This is a genomic window from Mesorhizobium sp. M1B.F.Ca.ET.045.04.1.1, from assembly GCF_003952465.1.
GTDB lineage: Bacteria > Pseudomonadota > Alphaproteobacteria > Rhizobiales > Rhizobiaceae > Mesorhizobium > Mesorhizobium shonense.
Window position 1 is genome coordinate 4,756,607 of the sequence record NZ_CP034448.1, and the last position, 17,092, is coordinate 4,773,698.

At 63.2% G+C, this 17,092-nt stretch carries 20 protein-coding genes and 2 pseudogenes; 9 read left to right on the forward strand and 13 right to left on the reverse strand.

The genetic code is table 11. The features are described 5' to 3' along the window. Nucleotides 1–44 precede the first annotated feature (44 nt). Nucleotides 45–287: a DUF1127 domain-containing protein gene (locus EJ071_RS23410; protein WP_126102693.1), complete on the forward strand. Its 243-nt coding sequence runs from the start codon at nt 45–47 to the stop codon at nt 285–287. A 22-nt stretch (nt 288–309) separates the two neighbouring features. Here the strand turns inward: EJ071_RS23410 and EJ071_RS23415 are convergent, their stop codons facing one another. The 5 genes from EJ071_RS23415 to purC form a co-directional block, all read right to left on the reverse strand. Continuing rightward, entirely contained in the window at nt 310–939 is a 630-nt protein-coding gene (locus EJ071_RS23415; protein ID WP_126099988.1) for a Pr6Pr family membrane protein, read from the reverse strand. A gap of 7 nt (nt 940–946) precedes the next feature. Continuing rightward, complete coding sequence (locus EJ071_RS23420; protein WP_126099989.1) at nt 947–1,357, reverse strand: hypothetical protein; 411 nt, start codon at nt 1,355–1,357, stop codon at nt 947–949. A 56-nt stretch (nt 1,358–1,413) separates the two neighbouring features. After that, a complete protein-coding gene (gene purQ, locus EJ071_RS23425; protein ID WP_126099990.1) occupies nt 1,414–2,082 on the reverse strand; it encodes a phosphoribosylformylglycinamidine synthase subunit PurQ in 669 nt (222 codons plus the stop codon). Between the two features lie 2 nt (nt 2,083–2,084). Next, a complete protein-coding gene (gene purS, locus EJ071_RS23430) occupies nt 2,085–2,324 on the reverse strand; it encodes a phosphoribosylformylglycinamidine synthase subunit PurS (RefSeq protein ID WP_126089007.1) in 240 nt (79 codons plus the stop codon). Nucleotides 2,325–2,388: 64 nt separating this feature from the next. Continuing rightward, nucleotides 2,389–3,183 (reverse strand): phosphoribosylaminoimidazolesuccinocarboxamide synthase, encoded by a 795-nt coding sequence (purC, locus tag EJ071_RS23435; RefSeq protein ID WP_124997632.1) that lies wholly within the window; start codon nt 3,181–3,183, stop codon nt 2,389–2,391. A 276-nt stretch (nt 3,184–3,459) separates the two neighbouring features. On the opposite strand from purC, the gene EJ071_RS23440 reads away from it, so the two are divergent. Further along, complete coding sequence (locus tag EJ071_RS23440; protein ID WP_126099991.1) at nt 3,460–3,780, forward strand: DUF1476 domain-containing protein; 321 nt, start codon at nt 3,460–3,462, stop codon at nt 3,778–3,780. 256 nt (nt 3,781–4,036) lie between these two features. Beyond that, nucleotides 4,037–4,810 carry an HpcH/HpaI aldolase/citrate lyase family protein gene (locus EJ071_RS23445; protein ID WP_126099992.1) on the forward strand — a complete coding sequence of 258 codons (774 nt, stop codon included), beginning with the start codon at nt 4,037–4,039 and terminating at the stop codon, nt 4,808–4,810. 25 nt (nt 4,811–4,835) lie between these two features. Here the strand turns inward: EJ071_RS23445 and EJ071_RS23450 are convergent, their stop codons facing one another. Continuing rightward, a complete protein-coding gene (locus EJ071_RS23450; protein WP_126099993.1) occupies nt 4,836–5,393 on the reverse strand; it encodes an alpha/beta hydrolase in 558 nt (185 codons plus the stop codon). A gap of 198 nt (nt 5,394–5,591) precedes the next feature. On the opposite strand from EJ071_RS23450, the gene EJ071_RS23455 reads away from it, so the two are divergent. Beyond that, the gene (locus EJ071_RS23455; RefSeq protein WP_126099994.1) at nt 5,592–6,404 is read left to right on the forward strand and encodes a VOC family protein; all 813 of its coding nucleotides are present in this window, start codon (nt 5,592–5,594) and stop codon (nt 6,402–6,404) included. 59 nt (nt 6,405–6,463) lie between these two features. Here the strand turns inward: EJ071_RS23455 and purB are convergent, their stop codons facing one another. Together purB and EJ071_RS40280 are read right to left on the reverse strand one after the other, a co-directional pair. Next, nucleotides 6,464–7,771 (reverse strand): adenylosuccinate lyase, encoded by a 1,308-nt coding sequence (gene purB / locus EJ071_RS23460; protein WP_126099995.1) that lies wholly within the window; start codon nt 7,769–7,771, stop codon nt 6,464–6,466. A 220-nt stretch (nt 7,772–7,991) separates the two neighbouring features. Continuing rightward, nucleotides 7,992–8,372, reverse strand: a complete 381-nt coding sequence (locus EJ071_RS40280) for a hypothetical protein (RefSeq protein ID WP_348628111.1) — start codon at nt 8,370–8,372, stop codon at nt 7,992–7,994. Nucleotides 8,373–8,547: 175 nt separating this feature from the next. Here EJ071_RS40280 and EJ071_RS23470 point away from each other — a divergent pair, with 175 nt between their 5' ends. Then, the gene (locus tag EJ071_RS23470) at nt 8,548–8,805 is read left to right on the forward strand and encodes a DUF2171 domain-containing protein (RefSeq protein WP_126099996.1); all 258 of its coding nucleotides are present in this window, start codon (nt 8,548–8,550) and stop codon (nt 8,803–8,805) included. A 14-nt stretch (nt 8,806–8,819) separates the two neighbouring features. Here the strand turns inward: EJ071_RS23470 and EJ071_RS23475 are convergent. After that, nucleotides 8,820–9,835: pseudogene (locus EJ071_RS23475) on the reverse strand (P1 family peptidase). Beyond that, complete coding sequence (locus tag EJ071_RS23480) at nt 9,835–10,905, reverse strand: branched-chain amino acid ABC transporter substrate-binding protein (protein WP_126099997.1); 1,071 nt, start codon at nt 10,903–10,905, stop codon at nt 9,835–9,837. Before EJ071_RS23480 ends, EJ071_RS23475 begins: the two are co-directional and overlap by 1 nt. 194 nt (nt 10,906–11,099) lie before the next feature. On the opposite strand from EJ071_RS23480, the gene EJ071_RS23485 reads away from it, so the two are divergent. Both EJ071_RS23485 and EJ071_RS23490 read left to right on the forward strand, forming a co-directional pair. Next, entirely contained in the window at nt 11,100–11,594 is a 495-nt protein-coding gene (locus tag EJ071_RS23485; protein ID WP_126099998.1) for a flavin reductase, read from the forward strand. Between the two features lie 29 nt (nt 11,595–11,623). Then, nucleotides 11,624–11,944, forward strand: a pseudogene (locus tag EJ071_RS23490) (MoxR family ATPase); the annotation flags it as partial. 385 nt (nt 11,945–12,329) lie between these two features. Here EJ071_RS23490 and EJ071_RS23495 read toward each other — a convergent pair. Beyond that, on the reverse strand, nt 12,330–13,301 hold the full coding sequence (locus tag EJ071_RS23495; RefSeq protein WP_126099999.1) for an ABC transporter substrate-binding protein: 972 nt from the start codon (nt 13,299–13,301) through the stop codon (nt 12,330–12,332). Nucleotides 13,302–13,436: 135 nt separating this feature from the next. Here EJ071_RS23495 and EJ071_RS23500 point away from each other — a divergent pair, with 135 nt between their 5' ends. Then, the gene (locus EJ071_RS23500) at nt 13,437–14,408 is read left to right on the forward strand and encodes a LysR substrate-binding domain-containing protein (RefSeq protein WP_126100000.1); all 972 of its coding nucleotides are present in this window, start codon (nt 13,437–13,439) and stop codon (nt 14,406–14,408) included. Between the two features lie 244 nt (nt 14,409–14,652). Here EJ071_RS23500 and efp read toward each other — a convergent pair whose 3' ends face one another. Continuing rightward, complete coding sequence (gene efp, locus EJ071_RS23505) at nt 14,653–15,222, reverse strand: elongation factor P (RefSeq protein ID WP_126100001.1); 570 nt, start codon at nt 15,220–15,222, stop codon at nt 14,653–14,655. A 129-nt stretch (nt 15,223–15,351) separates the two neighbouring features. On the opposite strand from efp, the gene epmA reads away from it, so the two are divergent. Beyond that, on the forward strand, nt 15,352–16,395 hold the full coding sequence (gene epmA, locus EJ071_RS23510) for an EF-P lysine aminoacylase EpmA (RefSeq protein ID WP_126100002.1): 1,044 nt from the start codon (nt 15,352–15,354) through the stop codon (nt 16,393–16,395). A 163-nt stretch (nt 16,396–16,558) separates the two neighbouring features. Here the strand turns inward: epmA and EJ071_RS23515 are convergent, their stop codons facing one another. After that, nucleotides 16,559–16,975 carry a VOC family protein gene (locus EJ071_RS23515; protein WP_126100003.1) on the reverse strand — a complete coding sequence of 139 codons (417 nt, stop codon included), beginning with the start codon at nt 16,973–16,975 and terminating at the stop codon, nt 16,559–16,561. Between the last annotated feature and the right edge of the window lie 117 nt (nt 16,976–17,092).

The window sequence follows — 17,092 nt, forward strand, 5'->3', positions numbered from 1 at the left end:
CACGGGTGGGAAGGGTACAATTCATTAGTTTGGCAGAACGAGATATGAATACAATTGATGCATTCCATAGCGGCGGCGCTGAATTGTATGGCCATTCGTCGGTTCGGCGCGGCTTCGTCGGCCGGCTGGCGCTTGTGCTTCGTTCCGTCGCCAGGCAGATCGGGCGGATGCTCGAGCGCCGTCGCGGGCGCCTTGCGCTGCTTGAGATGACCGACGAGCAGCTCAAGGATATCGGTGTCTCACGCTGCGACGCCCATCGCGAAGGCATCAGGCCGTTCTGGGACTAATCGCTTCCGGAGCGGCTGCGGATCACTTCCGCAGGCGGGCGACGCCGTGATCGGCAAGCACGGCGAGCACGCATAGACCGAGAAACAGCGCGGTCGTGGCCAGCGCCGAAATGGTGACGCTGGCCGCGCCGTTCTTCGCCACGTCGAGGAACGGGTAGGGCACCTCGCCAGCGAATGGCGCGCGTATCAGCGCATAGGCGAGATAGGCGAGCGGATAGATCATCCACCAGGAGATGTCGCGCCAGCGCGTTTTCCCGTCGGCGCCTGCGATCAGCCACCACAGCGCGAAGATCAGCGGCGTTAGGTCGTGGAGCAGAATATCGCAAAACAGGAACAGGCCCTGTGGCTGCCACAGCTGCGCCAGCACGGTGTGATAGACGATGAAAACCAGCGTTATGGCCACCGCGACGCCGGCCCGCACGCGCTTACCGGCAAAGGCCGGAAACCAGGCATAGCCGGCGGGCGAGACCAGCGAAGCATGCACCAGCACCGCGGCGATGTTGGTCAGGACGGTGAAGAAGCTGAAATAGAAGACGATCGGGCCGAGCAGGCCGCGGCCCGCCGCCATCGACGCCGGGATGGTGATCGCGAACTGCAGGACCAGCCCTATCAGCCCAATGACAAGTCCCGCTTTCTGCAGGAACCGGCCCATGGCAGGCTCACGCGGCGGCTGCGCAGGACGGATTGCCGGCCTGCCAGCGGGCGATGTCGGAGCCGATGCGCGCGCCGAGCGGCTCGGCCATCAGCGGTCCGAATACGTCCACCTTGCTGGAATTGCCCTGCGCCTGCACGACCAGCAGCGGCTTGCCGCCATAATGTTTGGCCGGCACCAGCAGGAAGCGCGGCGTGCCGCTGTAGGAGTTGAGCTCGTTCGCCATCTGGTAGGATTTGAAGGCCGGATCCTTGCTGGCGATCCAGCATTTATGCGCGGCGATCGCAACCTGCTCCATGGCAAGCAGCGAGGCGCTCTTGCCTGCAGGCGCCGGGGTGGACTTCGAGCCGGACTGGCAAGAGGCCAACGCAAGTCCGGCGGCAGCCAGGATGGCAAGGCGGGCAGTCGTCAGTCTCATGGTCAGGCCGCCCGTTGCTCTGAAATAATTGGTCTGAAGGAAATGTCCGGAAAGGATCAAGCGGCGACGCCAAGCGCGCCTTCGAACAGCGCGCGGCCGTCGCTGCCGCCATGCGCGGCCTCGATCAGGTTCTCCGGATGCGGCATCAGGCCGAGCACGTTGCCCTTTTCGCTGACGATGCCGGCGATGTCGTTGATCGAGCCATTGGGATTGGTGCCTTCGGCGTAGCGGAACACCACCTGGCCTTCGCCTTCGAGGCGCGCCAGCGTTTCGGCATCGGCGAAATAGTTGCCGTCGTGGTGCGCGACCGGCGAGCGGATGATCTGTCCAGGCTGATAGCGGCGGGTGAACATGGTGTTGGCGTTGGCGATCTCGAGCTTCACCTGCCGGCACACGAATTTCAGCGAGGCGTTGCGCATCAGGGCGCCGGGCAGCAGCCCCGCCTCGACCAGGATCTGGAAGCCGTTGCAGACGCCGACAACCATGACGCCCTTGGCGGCTTTTTCGGCCACCGCCCGCATGACAGGCATGCGTGCTGCGATCGCGCCGCAGCGCAGATAGTCGCCGAAGGAGAAGCCGCCGGGGATGGCGATCAGGTCGACATCGGGGATCTCGGTATCGGTCTGCCAGACGGTCGCCGGCGCCTGTCCGGAAATCTTGGTCAGCGCCGCGATCATGTCGCGGTCGCGGTTGAGGCCAGGCAGGAGGACGACGGCTGATTTCATTGTCAGGCGATCTCCACCGCGTAATTCTCAATCACTGTGTTCGCCAGAAGCTTGTCGCACATGGCCTTGAGGTCGGCTTCGGCCTTGGCCTTGTCGGTGCCGTCGAGCTCGATGTCGAACACCTTGCCCTGACGCACCTGGCCGACGCCGTCGAAGCCCAGCCCCGACAGCGCATGCTCGATCGCCTTGCCCTGCGGGTCGAGAACTCCGTTCTTGAGGGTGACGGTGATGCGGGCTTTCATCGATACTCCTGGGTGGTCGGTGGCGCTGGCGGCGGACCTGCCGTTGCCGGCAGGCCGCTTGTAATCAGTGCTTCATGCCCTTGGGCGGCTCGGAGGAGGCGACGAGCACCGGACCCGTCGGGCGCGGCGGCTCGTTCTCGTTCATGATGCCGAGACGGCGGGCGACTTCCTGGTAAGCCTCGACCAGACCGCCCATGTCGCGGCGAAAGCGGTCCTTGTCGAGCTTGTCCTGGGTAGCGACATCCCACAGCCGGCAGGAATCCGGTGAAATCTCGTCGGCGACGACGATGCGCATCATGTCGCCCTCGAACAGGCGCCCGCATTCGATCTTGAAGTCGACCAGCTGGATGCCGACGCCGAGGAACAGGCCGGAGAGGAAGTCGTTGACGCGGATGGCCAAAGCCATGATGTCGTCGATTTCTTGCGGGCTTGCCCAGCCGAAGGCGGTGATGTGCTCTTCCGACACCATCGGATCGTCCAGCGCATCGGCCTTGTAGTAGAATTCGATGATCGAGCGCGGCAGCACCGTGCCTTCCTCGATGCCGAGGCGTTTCGCCAGCGAGCCGGCGGCAACGTTACGCACCACCACTTCGAGCGGGATGATCTCGACTTCCTTGATCAGCTGCTCGCGCATGTTGAGCCGGCGGATGAAGTGTGTCGGGATGCCCATGCGATTGAGGTGATTGAAGATGTGCTCGGAAATGCGGTTGTTGAGCACGCCCTTGCCGTCGACCACCTCATGCTTCTTCTTGTTGAAGGCGGTGGCGTCGTCCTTGAAGAATTGAATCAGCGTTCCCGGCTCAGGCCCCTCATAGAGGATCTTGGCCTTGCCTTCGTAAATGCGGCGGCGATTTTTCATCTGATTTTTTCTCTGGATTGGCGGGCAGGCGGCAAGCGACCGGTTCCTGTCCGTCTGCCTAAATTAGTTGCGGCGACGGTGGCGTTCAATGCCGGTGTCTATAGCAATCGTAATGTTTGCTCAATCGGCAAATCCAGCCGGTCAACCGGTTTCGGGACTGAAATGCCGCAGCGCAGCATACGATGTAGCGTATTGACCGGCCGGCAGCCTTTTGGTTTGTGCTGGGTAAGCACACATATTCATCGCCAAGCGAATCGATTTGACCGGAGGGACGTCATGAGCAGCATGAAAGACCGCGAAGAGGGCTTCGAGCGCAAATTCGTCTTCGACGAAGAGCTTCGCTTCAAGGCCTCGGCGCGCCGCAACAGGGCGCTCGGCCTCTGGGCCGCCGAAAAGCTTGGCAAAACCGGCGCCGATGCCGAGACCTACGCCAAGGAGGTGGTCGTCTCCGACATCGAGGAAGCCGGCGATCACGACGTCTTCCGCAAGATCCGCAAGGATTTCGACGCGGCCGGCGTCAACCAGTCGGACCATCAGATCCGCCGCACCATGGACGAGCTGATGGCGCAGGCGATCGAGCAGATCAAGAACGCCTGAGTCTTTATGAGCATGATGTCGTCCGAAAACCGCTTCACACTTTTCGGCATCATGCTCTAGCTGGACCAATCGACCGCCCGGCCGAGTCGGGCGGTTTTTCTTTGCCTTGCCGCCGTTTCCGGCTGAAACTGCGTTGGAGCGACATGCGTCCTTTTGGACGCACAAAATACGCTCCAACGCTTTAGGTCTTCGCATCGTGCTTTCCGAAAATCGATCCGATTTTCGGGCCGATGCGTTGTTAACAAGGGAAGTTCCGATGTCGCTCAAATCCCGCCTGGCTGCCGACGAAACGCTGTTCACCGCCTGGTCCGGCGTGCCGGACGCGCTGACAGTCGAAATCATCGCCAAGCAGGGCTTTGATGCCGTCACCCTCGACATGCAGCATGGCGGGCACCACGAGGACAGCGTGCTGCGCGGCCTGGTGCCGGTGCTGGCCGCCAACAAGCCGGCCCTGGTGCGCATTCCGGTCGGCCGCTTCGACATGGCGAGCCGGGCGCTCGATTTCGGCGCCGAGGCGGTGATCGCCCCGATGGTGAACTCCGTCGCCGATGCCAGGCAGTTCGCCGCCGCGATGAAGTATCCGCCGATGGGCGAGCGCTCCTGGGGCCCTACCTATGCCTTCCCGCGCCACGGCAAGGGCGACCACGCCGAATGGCTGCGCGACTCGAACCAGCGCACCATGGCCTTTGCCATGGTCGAGACGCGGGCGGCGTTCGAGGCGCTGGACGGCATCCTCGAGACGCCCGGCATCGACGGCATCTTCGTCGGCCCGTCGGACTTCTCGATCGCCTGGTCGAACGGCACCACGGTCAATTCGACGCTGGAAAGCATGATGGAGACGGTCGCCTCGATCGCCGAGCGGACGCGCAAGGCGGGCAAACATGCCGCGATCTACGTCATCGAACCGGCCGTCGCCGGGCGCGTCGTGTCGATGGGCTACCGGCTGCTCGCCATGGGCTCGGACCACACGCTGATCTCGCTCGGCGCCAAGACGCTTCTGAAGAGCATGCGGGATTCGATCGGCGCCTGAGCGCGCCATATCGTCTTGGCTTTGCTCAAGGCTCCTTCAGCTCGGTCAGGAACTTGGCGAAGGTCATCGAGCCTTCCGGCCAGGGGCCGAAGCCTGAATCCGCGTTGAGATGGCCGGCCTCGCCGGCGTCGATGAACAGCGACCCCCAGGCGGCGGCAATGTCCTCAGCGACGTCGAAAGCGCAGAACGGATCGTTGCGGCTGGCGATCACGATCGACGGAAAGGGCAGGGGCTCGCGCGCATAGGGGCCGAAGGTCATCAGGTGCTTCGGCCTGATCTCAGGATTGGCGACATCGGGCGGCGCCACGAAAAAGGCGCCGGCGACTGGTCTTTCGAATTGCGGAATGGCCTGCACCGCCGCCGCCACGCCCAGCGAATGCGCGACGATCACGACGGGCCGCTCGGCCTCGTTGACGGCCTTCGCCACGCGTGCCGTCCAGTCCTCGCGCACTGGCTTCGACCATTCGGCCTGCTCCACCCGGCGCGCCGTCGATAGCTTCGACTGCCAACGGGTCTGCCAGTGCTCGGGGCCGGAATTGGTGTAGCCCGGCACGATGAGAATATCTGCGTCCTTGACTTTCATGGCGCCGATGTAGCGAGCGGCATTGTCTCATGCAACCGTGGCGGTCGGGCGCAGCGGATCACAAATGTGAACAACGTGTTCGATTCTTTCCATCTTGTGTGAACGATCGCGATGGACAATCTGAGGCAGGAAACAGAAGTACCTAATAAAAGCTGGTGTGGCCGCTACCGGGAGGTCGCCGCCAGAACGGAGAGTTTGATGAGCGAACTGCCTTTTGCCGCGACCACGCCGGTCAGCGTCTCGCGTGTCGGTCTGAAGGCGCGCGACGCCGAAAACCTTGCCGCCTATTACCGCGCGGTCGTCGGCCTGCAAGAGCTGAGCCGCGCAGAGGGCGCGATCACGCTTGGCGCCGCCAACCGTCCGCTGCTGGTGCTGGAGCAGGATGCCTCGGCCAAGCCCGACGATCCGCGCAGCGCCGGCCTTTTCCACACCGCCTTCCTGCTGCCGTCGCGCGCCGATCTCGGCCGCTGGATCAACCACGCCGCCGCCGACCGGATCGGCATCGAGGGCGCGTCGGATCATCTGGTCAGCGAAGCGCTTTATCTCACCGACCCCGAGGGCAACGGCATCGAGATCTATTCCGACCGCCGCCCGCAGGATTGGAGATGGAATGGCGACAAAATAGCCATGGCGACCGAGCGGCTGAACCTGCCTGCGGTCGTTGCCAGCGTGCCGGTGGGTGATGCCGGCTGGCAGGGCGCGCCGGAAAACACCGTCGTCGGCCACGTCCATCTGCGGGTCGGTCGTCCGGAAGAGGCGGAAGCCTGGTGGCATGACGAGTTCGGCTTCGACACCGTCGCCAAATATGGCGGCCAGGCCGTGTTCCTGTCGTCCGGCCATTACCACCACCATATCGGCGCCAACGCCTGGCACAGCGCCGGCGCCGGCCGCCGCGATCCGGCCCGTTCGGGCCTCGCCTGGGTCGAGATGCGCTCGGACAATGTGAAGGCCGAGACTGTGCGGGAAGACCCGTGGGGGACGGTGATCAGGACTGTGCCAGGCAAGGCTTGACGAAGCCGTCGGCGAAAGCGCCTTTCTCCCCGTCACTATACGGGAGAAGGAAGCTTGTCTCAGCCCTCTCCAAACACTCGCTTGAAGATCGTGTCGACATGCTTGGTGTGGTAGCCGAGGTCGAATTTCTCGCGGATCTCGGCCTCGGGAAGCGCTGCCGTGACATCCTTGTCGGCAAGAAGTTCCTCAAGGAAATCAGCGCCTTGTTCCCATACCTTCATGGCGTTGCGCTGCACCAGGCGGTAGGCGTCCTCGCGTGACACGCCGGCTTGCGTCAGCGCCAGCAGCACGCGCTGTGAATGCACAAGGCCGCGGAACTTGTTCATGTTCTTCAGCATGTTGTCAGGATAGACGAGCAGCTTGTCGACGACACCGGTCAGCCGCAATAGCGCGAAATCCAGCGTCACTGTCGCATCGGGGCCGATCATACGCTCGACTGAGGAATGCGAGATGTCGCGCTCGTGCCAGAGCGCGACATCCTCCATGGCCGGCATGGCGTAGGAACGCACCATGCGGGCAAGGCCGGTGAGATTTTCGGTCAGCACCGGGTTGCGCTTGTGCGGCATCGCCGACGAGCCCTTTTGTCCCGGCGAGAAATACTCTTCCGCTTCCAGCACCTCGGTGCGCTGGAGATGGCGGATCTCGATGGCCAACCGCTCGACCGACGAGGCGATGACGCCGAGCGTGGCGAAGAACATGGCGTGGCGGTCGCGCGGGATGACCTGCGTCGACACCGGCTCCGGCTTCAGTCCGAGCTTCTTTGCCACATGCTCTTCGACATAGGGATCGATGTTGGCGAAGGTGCCTACGGCGCCCGAGATGGCGCAGGTGGCGATGTCTTCCCTTGCATGCACCAGCCGCTCGCGGCAGCGCGAGAACTCGGCATAGGCCTGCGCCAGCTTGACGCCGAAGGTCGTCGGCTCGGCATGGATGCCGTGGCTGCGGCCGATGGTGATGCTGTCCTTGTGCTCGAAGGCGCGGCGTTTCAGGGCGCCAAGCAGCGCGTCGATGTCGGCAAGCAGGATGTCGCTGGCGCGCGTCAATTGCACTGCAAGGCAGGTGTCGAGAACGTCGGATGAGGTCATGCCCTGATGGATGAAGCGGGCATCCGGGCCGACGAATTCCGCAAGATGGGTGAGGAAAGCAATCACATCGTGTTTGGTGACGCGCTCGATCTCGTCGATCTTGTCGACGTCGAATTTGGCGGCGCCGCCCTTTTCCCAGATGGTTTTCGCCGCTTCCTTCGGGATGACACCGAGCTCGGCCAGCGCGTCGCAGGCATGCGCCTCAATCTCGAACCAGATGCGGAAGCGGGTTTCGGGTGACCAGATGGCGACCATTTCCGGTCGAGAATAGCGAGGGATCATCGTTTCCAAGTCCTGCCTGGGAGAAGCTTTGGCCGCGTCCTAACAGAGGCGGGCCAAATGCTCAACGCCGCTGGCGCGCGAACCAGATGCTGGCCACGGCAAGGGCGAGGAAGCCGAGCGGGAAATAGAGCCGCACACCCAGGACGACGAACTGATAGAGCGCCGTCAGCACGGTGAAGACGTACTCGAATGCCCAGGTCAGCGTGAAGGCAGGCGCGTGCTACTCGGCGTAATAGGAACGGTATTGCAGCGCGAAAAGGCCGCCGGTGAAGCCAAGCGTCGTGGCAAGCAGGCATACGAAGGCGGCGGCAAAAGCGGTTTGCCAGTGCCGGCCGCGCGATACCAGCCTGGCAAGCGTCAGCCCGACCGGAAAGGCCAGCGCGCCGCCGATGAAATACAGAAACACAACGAGGCGGATCCTGCCCGACGTCTCCCAGTTATAGAGCAGCAGGTTGCGGAACGCGCTTGCGCCCATCGCCATGCCCCAGAGCAAGGCGCCAACGCCAGCGGTGCCCGTCGAGGGTAGGGCATCGCGCAGGCGGTTTCCGAGGCGCAAAGAGCTTGGCCGCAGCGGCGTCACGGGCAGCAGGCCACGTCGCATGGCGAATGGCCGTTCAGGTTGCGTGTCGCTGGCGATGCAGTCTGTCTCATTGGCGTCATGCCTATCACGCCATGGTGAACAAGACGTGGCGCTCGATGCATCCAATCCGGCGCTCGTTTGTTATTGTCGGCCGTCTCAAGTCGACGGGGGCGCGGCCATCCAACGGAGGACCAGCATGACCACCGACATCAGCAGGATACGCGAGCACATGGAAGTGATCGGCGCCGATGGCGTTCATATCGGCACCGTCGACAAGGTCGATGGGCAGCGCATCAAGCTGACCAAGGCCGACAGCGGCATGGGCAGGCATAGAGGCCACCACCACTACATTCCGCTCAGTCTCGTCGCGGAAATCGACGAGAAAAAAGTCTGGTTGTCGGCGAATTCGGATGTCGCGGTGACGTTCGAGGAAGAGAAGTCCGACCCGACCTGATCCGCGGACGATCGTCAGCGGGACGACCAGACCGGAAACAAATCGCCCTCGGCGGGCGTGGCCGCATAGACACCGCGGCTGATGGTGCGCGCCATGGTGGCGCCGGCGGCCGCATAGAGGTCGATCGCTGCGTCGGCGCTGAGCTCGATGCCGCTGCTGCCGGTCGCCAGCGCGAAGACCAGGTCGCCGTCGGCCGGCGTGTGTGTCGGCCAGACGGCGCGGGCAAACCCGTCATGCGCCGCAATCGCCAGCCGCTTGGCGGCGGCCTTGGTCAGAATCGCGTCGGTGGCGATGACCGCAATCGTTGTGCTGCCGCCTTCCGCTTGTGTCCCGACATGCCGGTCGCGGTATTTCAAAAGGATTTTCTGGCGTCTTCCGGCATCGGGTCGGGATAGCCCAGGCCGCCGAATTCGTCGCCGATCTCAAAAGGCGCCGCCCAGAAGTGGCGGCTGCGCCCGACCGTCACCGAGCCGGTCGGGTTGACGGCGGCGAGCGCGCCGATGGTGACGCCGCTGTCGAGCACGCTCGAGGCCGACCCCAGCCCGCCTTTCAGCCCGGAGGTCAGCGCGCCGGTGCCGGCGCCGACAGTGCCGATCGGGAAGCCGGCCGTTGCCGCCTGAACCGCCGCGTAGCCGAGCTCGCGATAGGGCGGGTAACGGCTCCAGCCCTTATCGCCGCCATTGCGCAGGTCGAACAGGATCGCCGCCGGCACGATCGGGACGCGAAAACCGCCGACCTCGACGCCGATGTTTTTCTCCCGCAACGCTGCCTGCACGCCGGAAGCGGCATCGAGGCCGAAGGCCGAACCGCCGGACAGCACGACGGCGTGGATGGCCTCGATGGAATTCTGCGGCTCGAGCAGATCGGTCTCGCGCGTGCCGGGCGCGCCGCCCAGCACCTGGACGCCGGCCACCGCCGGCTCCTCGCAGAGCACCACCGTCACGCCCGATTTCAGCCTGGCGTCGTCTGCATTGCCGACGCTGAGGCCGGCGACATCGGTGATCAGGTTACGAGGTCCGGTGCGGAACATTACTTTTCCTCCAGCGGAACGAAATGCGTGCCGTCGAAGCGGAAGGCGCGGAACGGGTTCTGGCTGAGATCGCCTTTTTCGTCGAAGCGGATGGTGCCGATCGCGGTTGCGAAGTCATGCCCGGTCAGGGCCTCGGCGAGCGATTTGCCGGAGCTCTCCGCATCGGCCTTTGCCGCTTTCGCCACCTCTACCGCGGCAAAGGCCGGCAAGGTATAGCCGTCCGTCACGATCTTCCTTTCGCCAAAGGCCTGCACGACCTTGGGGTCTGCGATTTCCGCCCATTCCGGCAATGCGATCATCAGCGTGCCTACCGCATAGGGAACATCGCCGGTCGGCGTCCGCAACGTCTCGCCGCCGGCGAAGGTGATGCCGACATCGAGCTGCGCGGCGTCGCGCCCCATGATGGCGATGTCGTCGCCATCGCCGCCGGCAAACACCTTGGTCGCGCCTGCCTTCTTCAAACGGCCGATCAGCCCGATCTGGTTGTCGAGCTGCGGCCGAAAGGTGTCGACGAAGACCGGCTTCAGCGCCGCCTGTTCGGCGGCCGTGCGGAAGGTCTCGGCGACCTCTCGGCCATAAATGGTGCCGTCATCGACAATGGCGAACAAGTCGTTCTGCCAAAGCCGGGTGAGGATCGTGGCCACGGCATTGCGCTCGTCGTCGCCGCGCGGCCCGAGCCGGTAGACCGGCCAGCCGGTCTTGGCGCGCCTGTCGGTCAGGCTTTCGGTGCGCACGCCAATCGTGACGACGGGAATATTGGCGTCCTTCAGGATCGGCAACGCCGCCTCGATCGCTTCGGTGCAGAGAAAGCCCACAACGACACTGACTTTGGCGTCCACGAATTGCCTGGCGGCCGCCGCGCCGCCGTCGGCGGTGCAGGCGTCGTCGACGGTATTGACCGTGATGCCTTGGGCCTCCGCCGCCAGCCCGCTTCCTGCCTCGATCTGCTTGCCGAGGATCGCCGACGGCCCGGAGAGCGGCGCGGCGACGCCGACCAACATATCGGCATTGGCGCTCGCGGCCAGCGACAGCCAGAACAGCGCGGCTAATGTCGTCGTGATATGGCGCATTCGGGCGAAGAGGTTCCCCTATGCCGGAGTTACAGTCCGGCACTATTCCAGCAAAGACCTAAAGGCTGGCTAATCCCGGCGCAACACGCGAATTTCAGGACTGCGGTCAAGCACTTCGCCCATGCTAGGCAACTTGTGGCGTGCAATATGTGGCCATATATAACGGACTTGGTTTTGACAGGTGGAATCATCGGGTGCTGAAGATCAATGACATCGGGCCACAGCACTATCGCGATGCGATGGCGCATTTTGCCGGCCATGTGCATGTGGTGACCACGGACGGCCCGGCGGGCAAACGCGGCGCAACGGTGATTGCCGCCTGTTCGGTCTCCGACACGCCGCCCACCGTGCTTGTTTGCCTCAACCGCGAAAATCCGAAGAACGAACCGTTCATCAGGAATGGCAACTTTGCGCTGAACACGCTCGCCTCGGACCAGGAGGCGATCTCCGTGGGCTTTTCCGGCATTACCGGCCTGCCGCCCGAAGAACGCTTTGCGCTCGGCGAATGGGACGTGATCTCGACAGGCGCGCCGACACTGAAAGGGGCGCTCGCCGTGTTCGATTGCCAGATCGTCGATGCCAAGGATTTGGCCACCCACCGTGTGCTTTTTGGCAAGGTGACAGGCCTGCGCATCGGCGATAATTTGCGGCCGCTGATCTACCACAATCGCGACTACCACGTTCTGTGAAACGGGTGCGCGGGATCCACGGAGACAAAATGACCGTGCCGCGGCCCGCGCCGAAGTCGATCGACGAGACGCTCGATCTCCTGACCGGCGCGGATTATGTCGCGGATCGCTCGCTGGCGACGGTGCTGTTCCTGTCGCTGCGCATGAAGCGGCCGCTGTTCCTCGAAGGCGAGGCGGGCGTTGGCAAGACCGAGATCGCCAAGGTGCTGGCCGATGCGCTCGGCCGCCGGCTGATCCGCCTTCAATGCTATGAAGGGCTCGACGTCTCCTCCGCCGTCTACGAGTGGAACTATGCCGCCCAGATGATCGAGATCCGAATGGAGGAGGCGGCCGGCAAGGTCGTGCGCTCCGACGCGGTTGCGTCAGAGGATCGAGCACCGTCTTCAACGCGACCCGCACGTGGAGGAAGCTGTTCTCGATGCCGGTAGTGAGTTCCCTGGTGCGCGGCACGGCGCGACAGGCGTCATGCAGCGCGTCGAGCGAAGGGAACGGGACGTTCGCCGCAGAGTGCCCGCCCGCATTGGCTTCCTTGCTCTTCTTGAGCAGTTCGGCAATGCTCATCGGCCCTGCGGAATCCGAGGCGTCGCACCACCCACGAAGTCCGAGCTGATTGAATAGTCCGTCGTAAAAAGCCATGAGTGCCTTCCATCTGGCGTCGATTGACGCGCGAAGTCATCTCGAAAACCAAAGAAGAACGACATGGGTCGCGGACATATATGCCCGCGACCCAGAACGTTACTGCACGACAGCGGTGACCTTCGCTTTGGCGTCTTCCGACAGCCAATTCGGCCAAACGTCTTTGTATTTTGTCAGGAAGTGCACGGCGGTTTCGTCGGCGGTGGCCTTATTCTCTTCCTGCCAGGCGAGAAGCTCGTTCATGGTGTCGTTGTTGAAGCTTACCTTGCTCATGAGAGCAACCAGTTCGGGGTTCTTGTCGTGGAAATCCTTCGACATCGTGGTCATGACCGTGGCCTTGGGCCACCCGGTCTTGCCCGGAGTCGCGCAATCGGCGGTAGCGTTGCATTTGGCTTTGTCCTTATCGACAGGTCCCATGTCGACTTGGACCATCTTGTACTTGCCGAGAACACTGGTCGGAGCCCAGTAATAGCCGAACCAGGGCTCCTTCGCCGCATAGGCCGATGCGATGGATGTCGCGAGCGTCTCAAGAGACCCGTGATTGAAAATCTCGATTCCGTGCTTTTCGAGTTCGAAAGCTTTGACCAGGTTGTCGTTCGAATGGCGGCAGCCCGTGCCGACAGGGCAGTTGTTGAACCGGCCGCCCACAAGCTTCGGGTTTGCCAGGATCCCGTCAAGCGTCTTCAATTCGGGATGGGCCGCCGCGAGATAGTCGGGAATCCACCATGCATCGATGCCGCCGTCGGTGAGGACATCGCCGACCTTGACGATCTTGCCCTCCTTCTCAAGCTTGTAATAGATGTCCGCGACACCGGGCCAGACTTCTGTCAGAATGTCGGGCTGCCCCGTTTCGGCAAGCGAAGTAAGCGCCGGGACCGTCGAGGTCGGCACCTTCTTCACCGTGCAGCCGTAACCCTGCTCCATCAGGAAGCTCGAAACGGCGGTCACCACGGCGGCCGAGGCCCAGTTCATTTCGGTGATCGTCACAGTGCCACAGGCGGCGCTGGCGGGCGATGCGCCTGCCAAAAAGCTCGCGCCGATCATGCCGATTGCTGCAAGAAGAGATTTCATGTCATTCCCCTTTGGCGAAGTTGTGCCTGACCATTCGCGGCGAGCGGCATTGCTGCCTCCCCGCGGCGCGCGATCAGGTGTTTTTTCGGCTTATTAAGCAGAAGCCAGATTACGTCCCGGCGGACAGTTGGCAAGTTGCTTAATTCCTACGCAATGGGTAAGCTGGGCTTTATGCAAAAACTTCGCCACCAGCTGCCGCCGCCCAATTTTCTTATAACTTTCGAAGCCGCGGGACGTCAGCTCAGCTTTACCAAAGCGGCGTCGGAACTGAATGTTTCACGCGTCGCCGTCAGCCAGCAGATTCATGCCCTGGAGAGATTTCTCGGTGTGCCGCTGTTCGAACGGCTGCAACGCTCGGTTCGGTTGACAAGGACAGGAGAGAGGTATCACCGCGCCATCTCCGAGGTCCTTGAACGAGCGCTGCGCGCGACGCTTGAAATCAGCCGGCGCTCCGACACCAACGTCGTCAATGTTGGCGCCACGCCGGGTTTCATGACCTATTGGCTATCACCGAGACTCGGTGAGTTCAGGGCGATCCACCCCGACATCGAACTGAGGTTTATCGTCTCCGACAGCAACTTGCAGTTCGAGGACAACATGGACCTCGCGATCCGATACGGCTCCCCACCGTTTGATGACGCCGAGACGACATTCCTTGTTCGGCAAGAGATAAGTCCTACCTGCGCGAACACATTTCTGCCCGCGGGCACGATGCTCGAGCCGTCCGAACTCCTGACCTATCCGCTCATTCACCTGGAGGGTCCATATGACGAACATACCAGGTGGTCGACATGGCTACGCGTTCACGGCCTCGATCTGGCACGAGCGAAGGCCGGAATAACCGTGAATTCCTATACGAACCTGGTTCAGGCCGCGCTCGAAGGTCAGGGATTTGCCTTGATCGGTCCGCCGCTGGTTCAGAGATTCCTCGCGAACGGGACGCTCATTCAACCCGTCAACGCCAGGCCAGTCGTCCGTCATGCTTTCCACCTTCTACTTCCTCGGCTTTCAATCCCATCCGCTGCCGCCCAGGCCTTCGCGGATTGGATCAAAGGTTCCTTCCCTGCGAAGAAGATCGGCATTGAGGGGACAATTGAATTGGAGTGAGGTAACGGCGGTCGAACCCGCCTTTGCGACCGGTGTCACGCAACCACACTTGAGGAACTGGAGCTCATTGTGTCCGCTTTGAGGAAGCCGCAAAGCAAATCCGGACGGCTGACGTGGGGCGCAAATCTGCCGTTAACGTCGCGGCAAAGGTAGATCCGCTTTAGGTCAAATCCACACTCAGACGGCGGACAAACCGTGCTGATGCCCACCTGGCGGGCGGGCCATGCTAATCAGGCCGGAACCCTCAGTCCTTGGCGCGCTCGACGTAGGAGCCGTCGGCGGTCATCACCACCACGCGCGTGCCGGCGCTGATATGCGGCGGCACGGCGGTGCGCACGCCGTTGGAAAGCACTGCGGGCTTGTAGGACGAGGACGCGGTCTGGCCCTTGGTGACCGGCTCCGTCTCCACGACCTCGAAAGTGGCGCGTTGTGGCAGCACCAGCGAGATGGGTACGTCGTTGAACTGCGCCAGTTGCACCGCCATGCCTTCCTGCAGGTAGGGAGCCATGTCGCCGACCACGCTTTCCGTAGCCACGACCTGGTCGTAGCTTTCCGGGTTCATGAAATGGAAGCCTTCGCCGTCGGAATAGAGGAAGGTGTGCTCGCGCTCCTCGACATAGGCGCGCTCGACCATTTCGGTGGTGCGGTAGCGCTCCGAAACCTTCACGCCGTCGCCGATGCGGCGCATGTCGAGCTGCGTTACCGGCGTGCCCTTGCCAGGGTGGATGTTTTCGGCAAAGAGGATGACATAGAGCTTGCCGTCCTTATCGACGACGTTGCCTTTGCGTAAGGAGCTGGCGATGACCTTGACCACGATATTCAATCCCAATCGAGTTTTTCGGCCTGCAAGCGTCTATGCCCATGAAGCGGCGACGGCGGCCTTCGCGTGCGCCCTAGCGCATCTTGCGTCGAACCGCCAGTCTTCTCGGCGATTTTCCCGCTCATGACCGGCGCTTCGCCCTGGTGGACGCCGCATATTCATGCCGATCGCCGGCCAAGGCTGATGGCGCGCAACGCCATTGCGAATGACCTGCGTAGCTGGTTCGCGACGCGCGATTTCGTCGAGGTGACGACGTCGGCGCTGCAGGTCTCGCCCGGCAATGAGGCGCATCTGGCCGCCTTCGCCACCGAGGCGATCGGGCCGGACGCATCGCGCCAGCCGCTCTATCTCCACACATCGCCGGAATTCGCCTGCAAGAAGCTGCTTGCCGCCGGCGAGAAGCGCATCTTCAGTCTTGGTGCGGTTTACCGCAACCGCGAGCGTGGGCCGCTGCACCATCCCGAATTCACCATGCTCGAATGGTACCGCGTCGGCGAGACCTACCGGAGTCTGATGGCCGACTGCGCCGAATTCCTGGCGCTCGCCGCGGAAAAGGCCGGCACAAAGCGCTTCCGGTTCCGTGGCCGCGAGGCTGATCCTTTCGCCGAGCCGGAGCGGTTGAGCGTCGCCGAAGCTTTTTTAGCGTATGCCGGCATCGACCTGCTGGCGACCGTCGCCGCCGACGGCAGCACCGACCGCGACGCGCTTCACGAGGCGCTGGTCCGCGCCGGCCTGCGCACGGCGCCCGATGACAATTGGGCCGACCTGTTCAGCCGGGCGATGGTGGAAAAGGTCGAGCCGGCGCTGGGGCAGGGGCGCGCCACCATCCTCTACGGTTATCCTGTGTCGGAGGCCGCGCTTGCCCGTCCGAGTGCTGCGGACCCACGCGTTGCCGAGCGCTTCGAGCTCTATTGCTGCGGCGTCGAGCTCGCCAACGCCTTTGGCGAGCTCACCGATCCGGCCGAGCAGCGCCGCCGCTTCGTCGCCGAGATGGACGAGAAGCAGCGGATCTATGGCGAGCGCTATCCGCTGGACGAGGATTTTCTAGCAGCGCTTGCCATCATGCCGCAGGCCAGCGGCTCGGCCCTTGGCTTCGACCGGCTGGTGATGCTGGCGACGGGAGCACAGAAGATCGAGGATGTGATCTGGGCGCCGGTGGCCGAGTGATGCGGCGGATGTCGGCGCTGCCCCTCATCCGCCTGCCGGCACCTTCTCCCCGTGAAGAACGGGGAGAAGGGACGCGCTCCAGCGCTGGTGCCCCCTCTCCCCGTCCTTCACGGGGAGAGGGTAAGGGTGAGGGGCAGCGCCGACCTTCGCGATCCTTTGCCACTCAATGCGCGAACACCTGCTCCAGTGAACGGAAACCCTTGAACTCGAGCGCGTTGCCCGAAGGGTCTCGGATGAACAGCGTCGCCTGTTCGCCGGGCTCGCCCTTGAAGCGCACCATCGGCCGTTCCAGCCAATCTATGTCGGAGCGGGCTTCGAGCCGCGCGGCGAGCCGTTCCCATTCGTCTATCAGAAGCACAGCGCCGAAATGCGGGATCGGCACTGCGACGCCGTCGACCTTGCCGTCACGGGTGGCCTCGGCCGGCTGCGGCCGCAAATGCGCCGACATCTGGTGGCCAAAGAGGTCGAAATCGACCCAACTTGCCGATGAGCGGCCGATCGCGCAGCCAAGCACCTCGCCATAGAAAACGCGGGTTTCGTCGAGATCACGGACCGGGAAGGCGAGGTGGAAGGGCGTCATGCGGGAGCTCCGGACAGGTAATAATGCAGCGGCTGGCCATTCCAGGCGCTTTGGGCGATTCGGTCGCGGCAACCTGATTGGCCTTCGCCCATTGCACAAGCGGCGGCCGAACAATAG

Excerpts from the sequence above, each read along its gene's own strand:
- EJ071_RS23445 (WP_126099992.1), top strand. The coding sequence starts at position 4,037 with ATGTCGCTCAAATCCCGCCTGGCTGCCGACGAAACGCTGTTCACCGCC.
- purC (WP_124997632.1), bottom strand. The coding sequence starts at position 3,183 with ATGAAAAATCGCCGCCGCATTTACGAAGGCAAGGCCAAGATCCTCTAT.
- EJ071_RS23450 (WP_126099993.1), bottom strand. The coding sequence starts at position 5,393 with ATGAAAGTCAAGGACGCAGATATTCTCATCGTGCCGGGCTACACCAAT.
- epmA (WP_126100002.1), top strand. The coding sequence starts at position 15,352 with ATGACCGGCGCTTCGCCCTGGTGGACGCCGCATATTCATGCCGATCGC.
- EJ071_RS23480 (WP_126099997.1), bottom strand. The coding sequence starts at position 10,905 with ATGCGCCATATCACGACGACATTAGCCGCGCTGTTCTGGCTGTCGCTG.
- EJ071_RS23470 (WP_126099996.1), top strand. The coding sequence starts at position 8,548 with ATGACCACCGACATCAGCAGGATACGCGAGCACATGGAAGTGATCGGC.
- purB (WP_126099995.1), bottom strand. The coding sequence starts at position 7,771 with ATGATCCCTCGCTATTCTCGACCGGAAATGGTCGCCATCTGGTCACCC.
- EJ071_RS23495 (WP_126099999.1), bottom strand. The coding sequence starts at position 13,301 with ATGAAATCTCTTCTTGCAGCAATCGGCATGATCGGCGCGAGCTTTTTG.
- EJ071_RS23415 (WP_126099988.1), bottom strand. The coding sequence starts at position 939 with ATGGGCCGGTTCCTGCAGAAAGCGGGACTTGTCATTGGGCTGATAGGG.
- EJ071_RS23420 (WP_126099989.1), bottom strand. The coding sequence starts at position 1,357 with ATGAGACTGACGACTGCCCGCCTTGCCATCCTGGCTGCCGCCGGACTT.
- EJ071_RS23455 (WP_126099994.1), top strand. The coding sequence starts at position 5,592 with ATGAGCGAACTGCCTTTTGCCGCGACCACGCCGGTCAGCGTCTCGCGT.
- EJ071_RS23440 (WP_126099991.1), top strand. The coding sequence starts at position 3,460 with ATGAGCAGCATGAAAGACCGCGAAGAGGGCTTCGAGCGCAAATTCGTC.
- EJ071_RS23515 (WP_126100003.1), bottom strand. The coding sequence starts at position 16,975 with ATGACGCCCTTCCACCTCGCCTTCCCGGTCCGTGATCTCGACGAAACC.
- purS (WP_126089007.1), bottom strand. The coding sequence starts at position 2,324 with ATGAAAGCCCGCATCACCGTCACCCTCAAGAACGGAGTTCTCGACCCG.
- purQ (WP_126099990.1), bottom strand. The coding sequence starts at position 2,082 with ATGAAATCAGCCGTCGTCCTCCTGCCTGGCCTCAACCGCGACCGCGAC.
- EJ071_RS23410 (WP_126102693.1), top strand. The coding sequence starts at position 45 with ATGAATACAATTGATGCATTCCATAGCGGCGGCGCTGAATTGTATGGC.
- EJ071_RS40280 (WP_348628111.1), bottom strand. The coding sequence starts at position 8,372 with ATGCGACGTGGCCTGCTGCCCGTGACGCCGCTGCGGCCAAGCTCTTTG.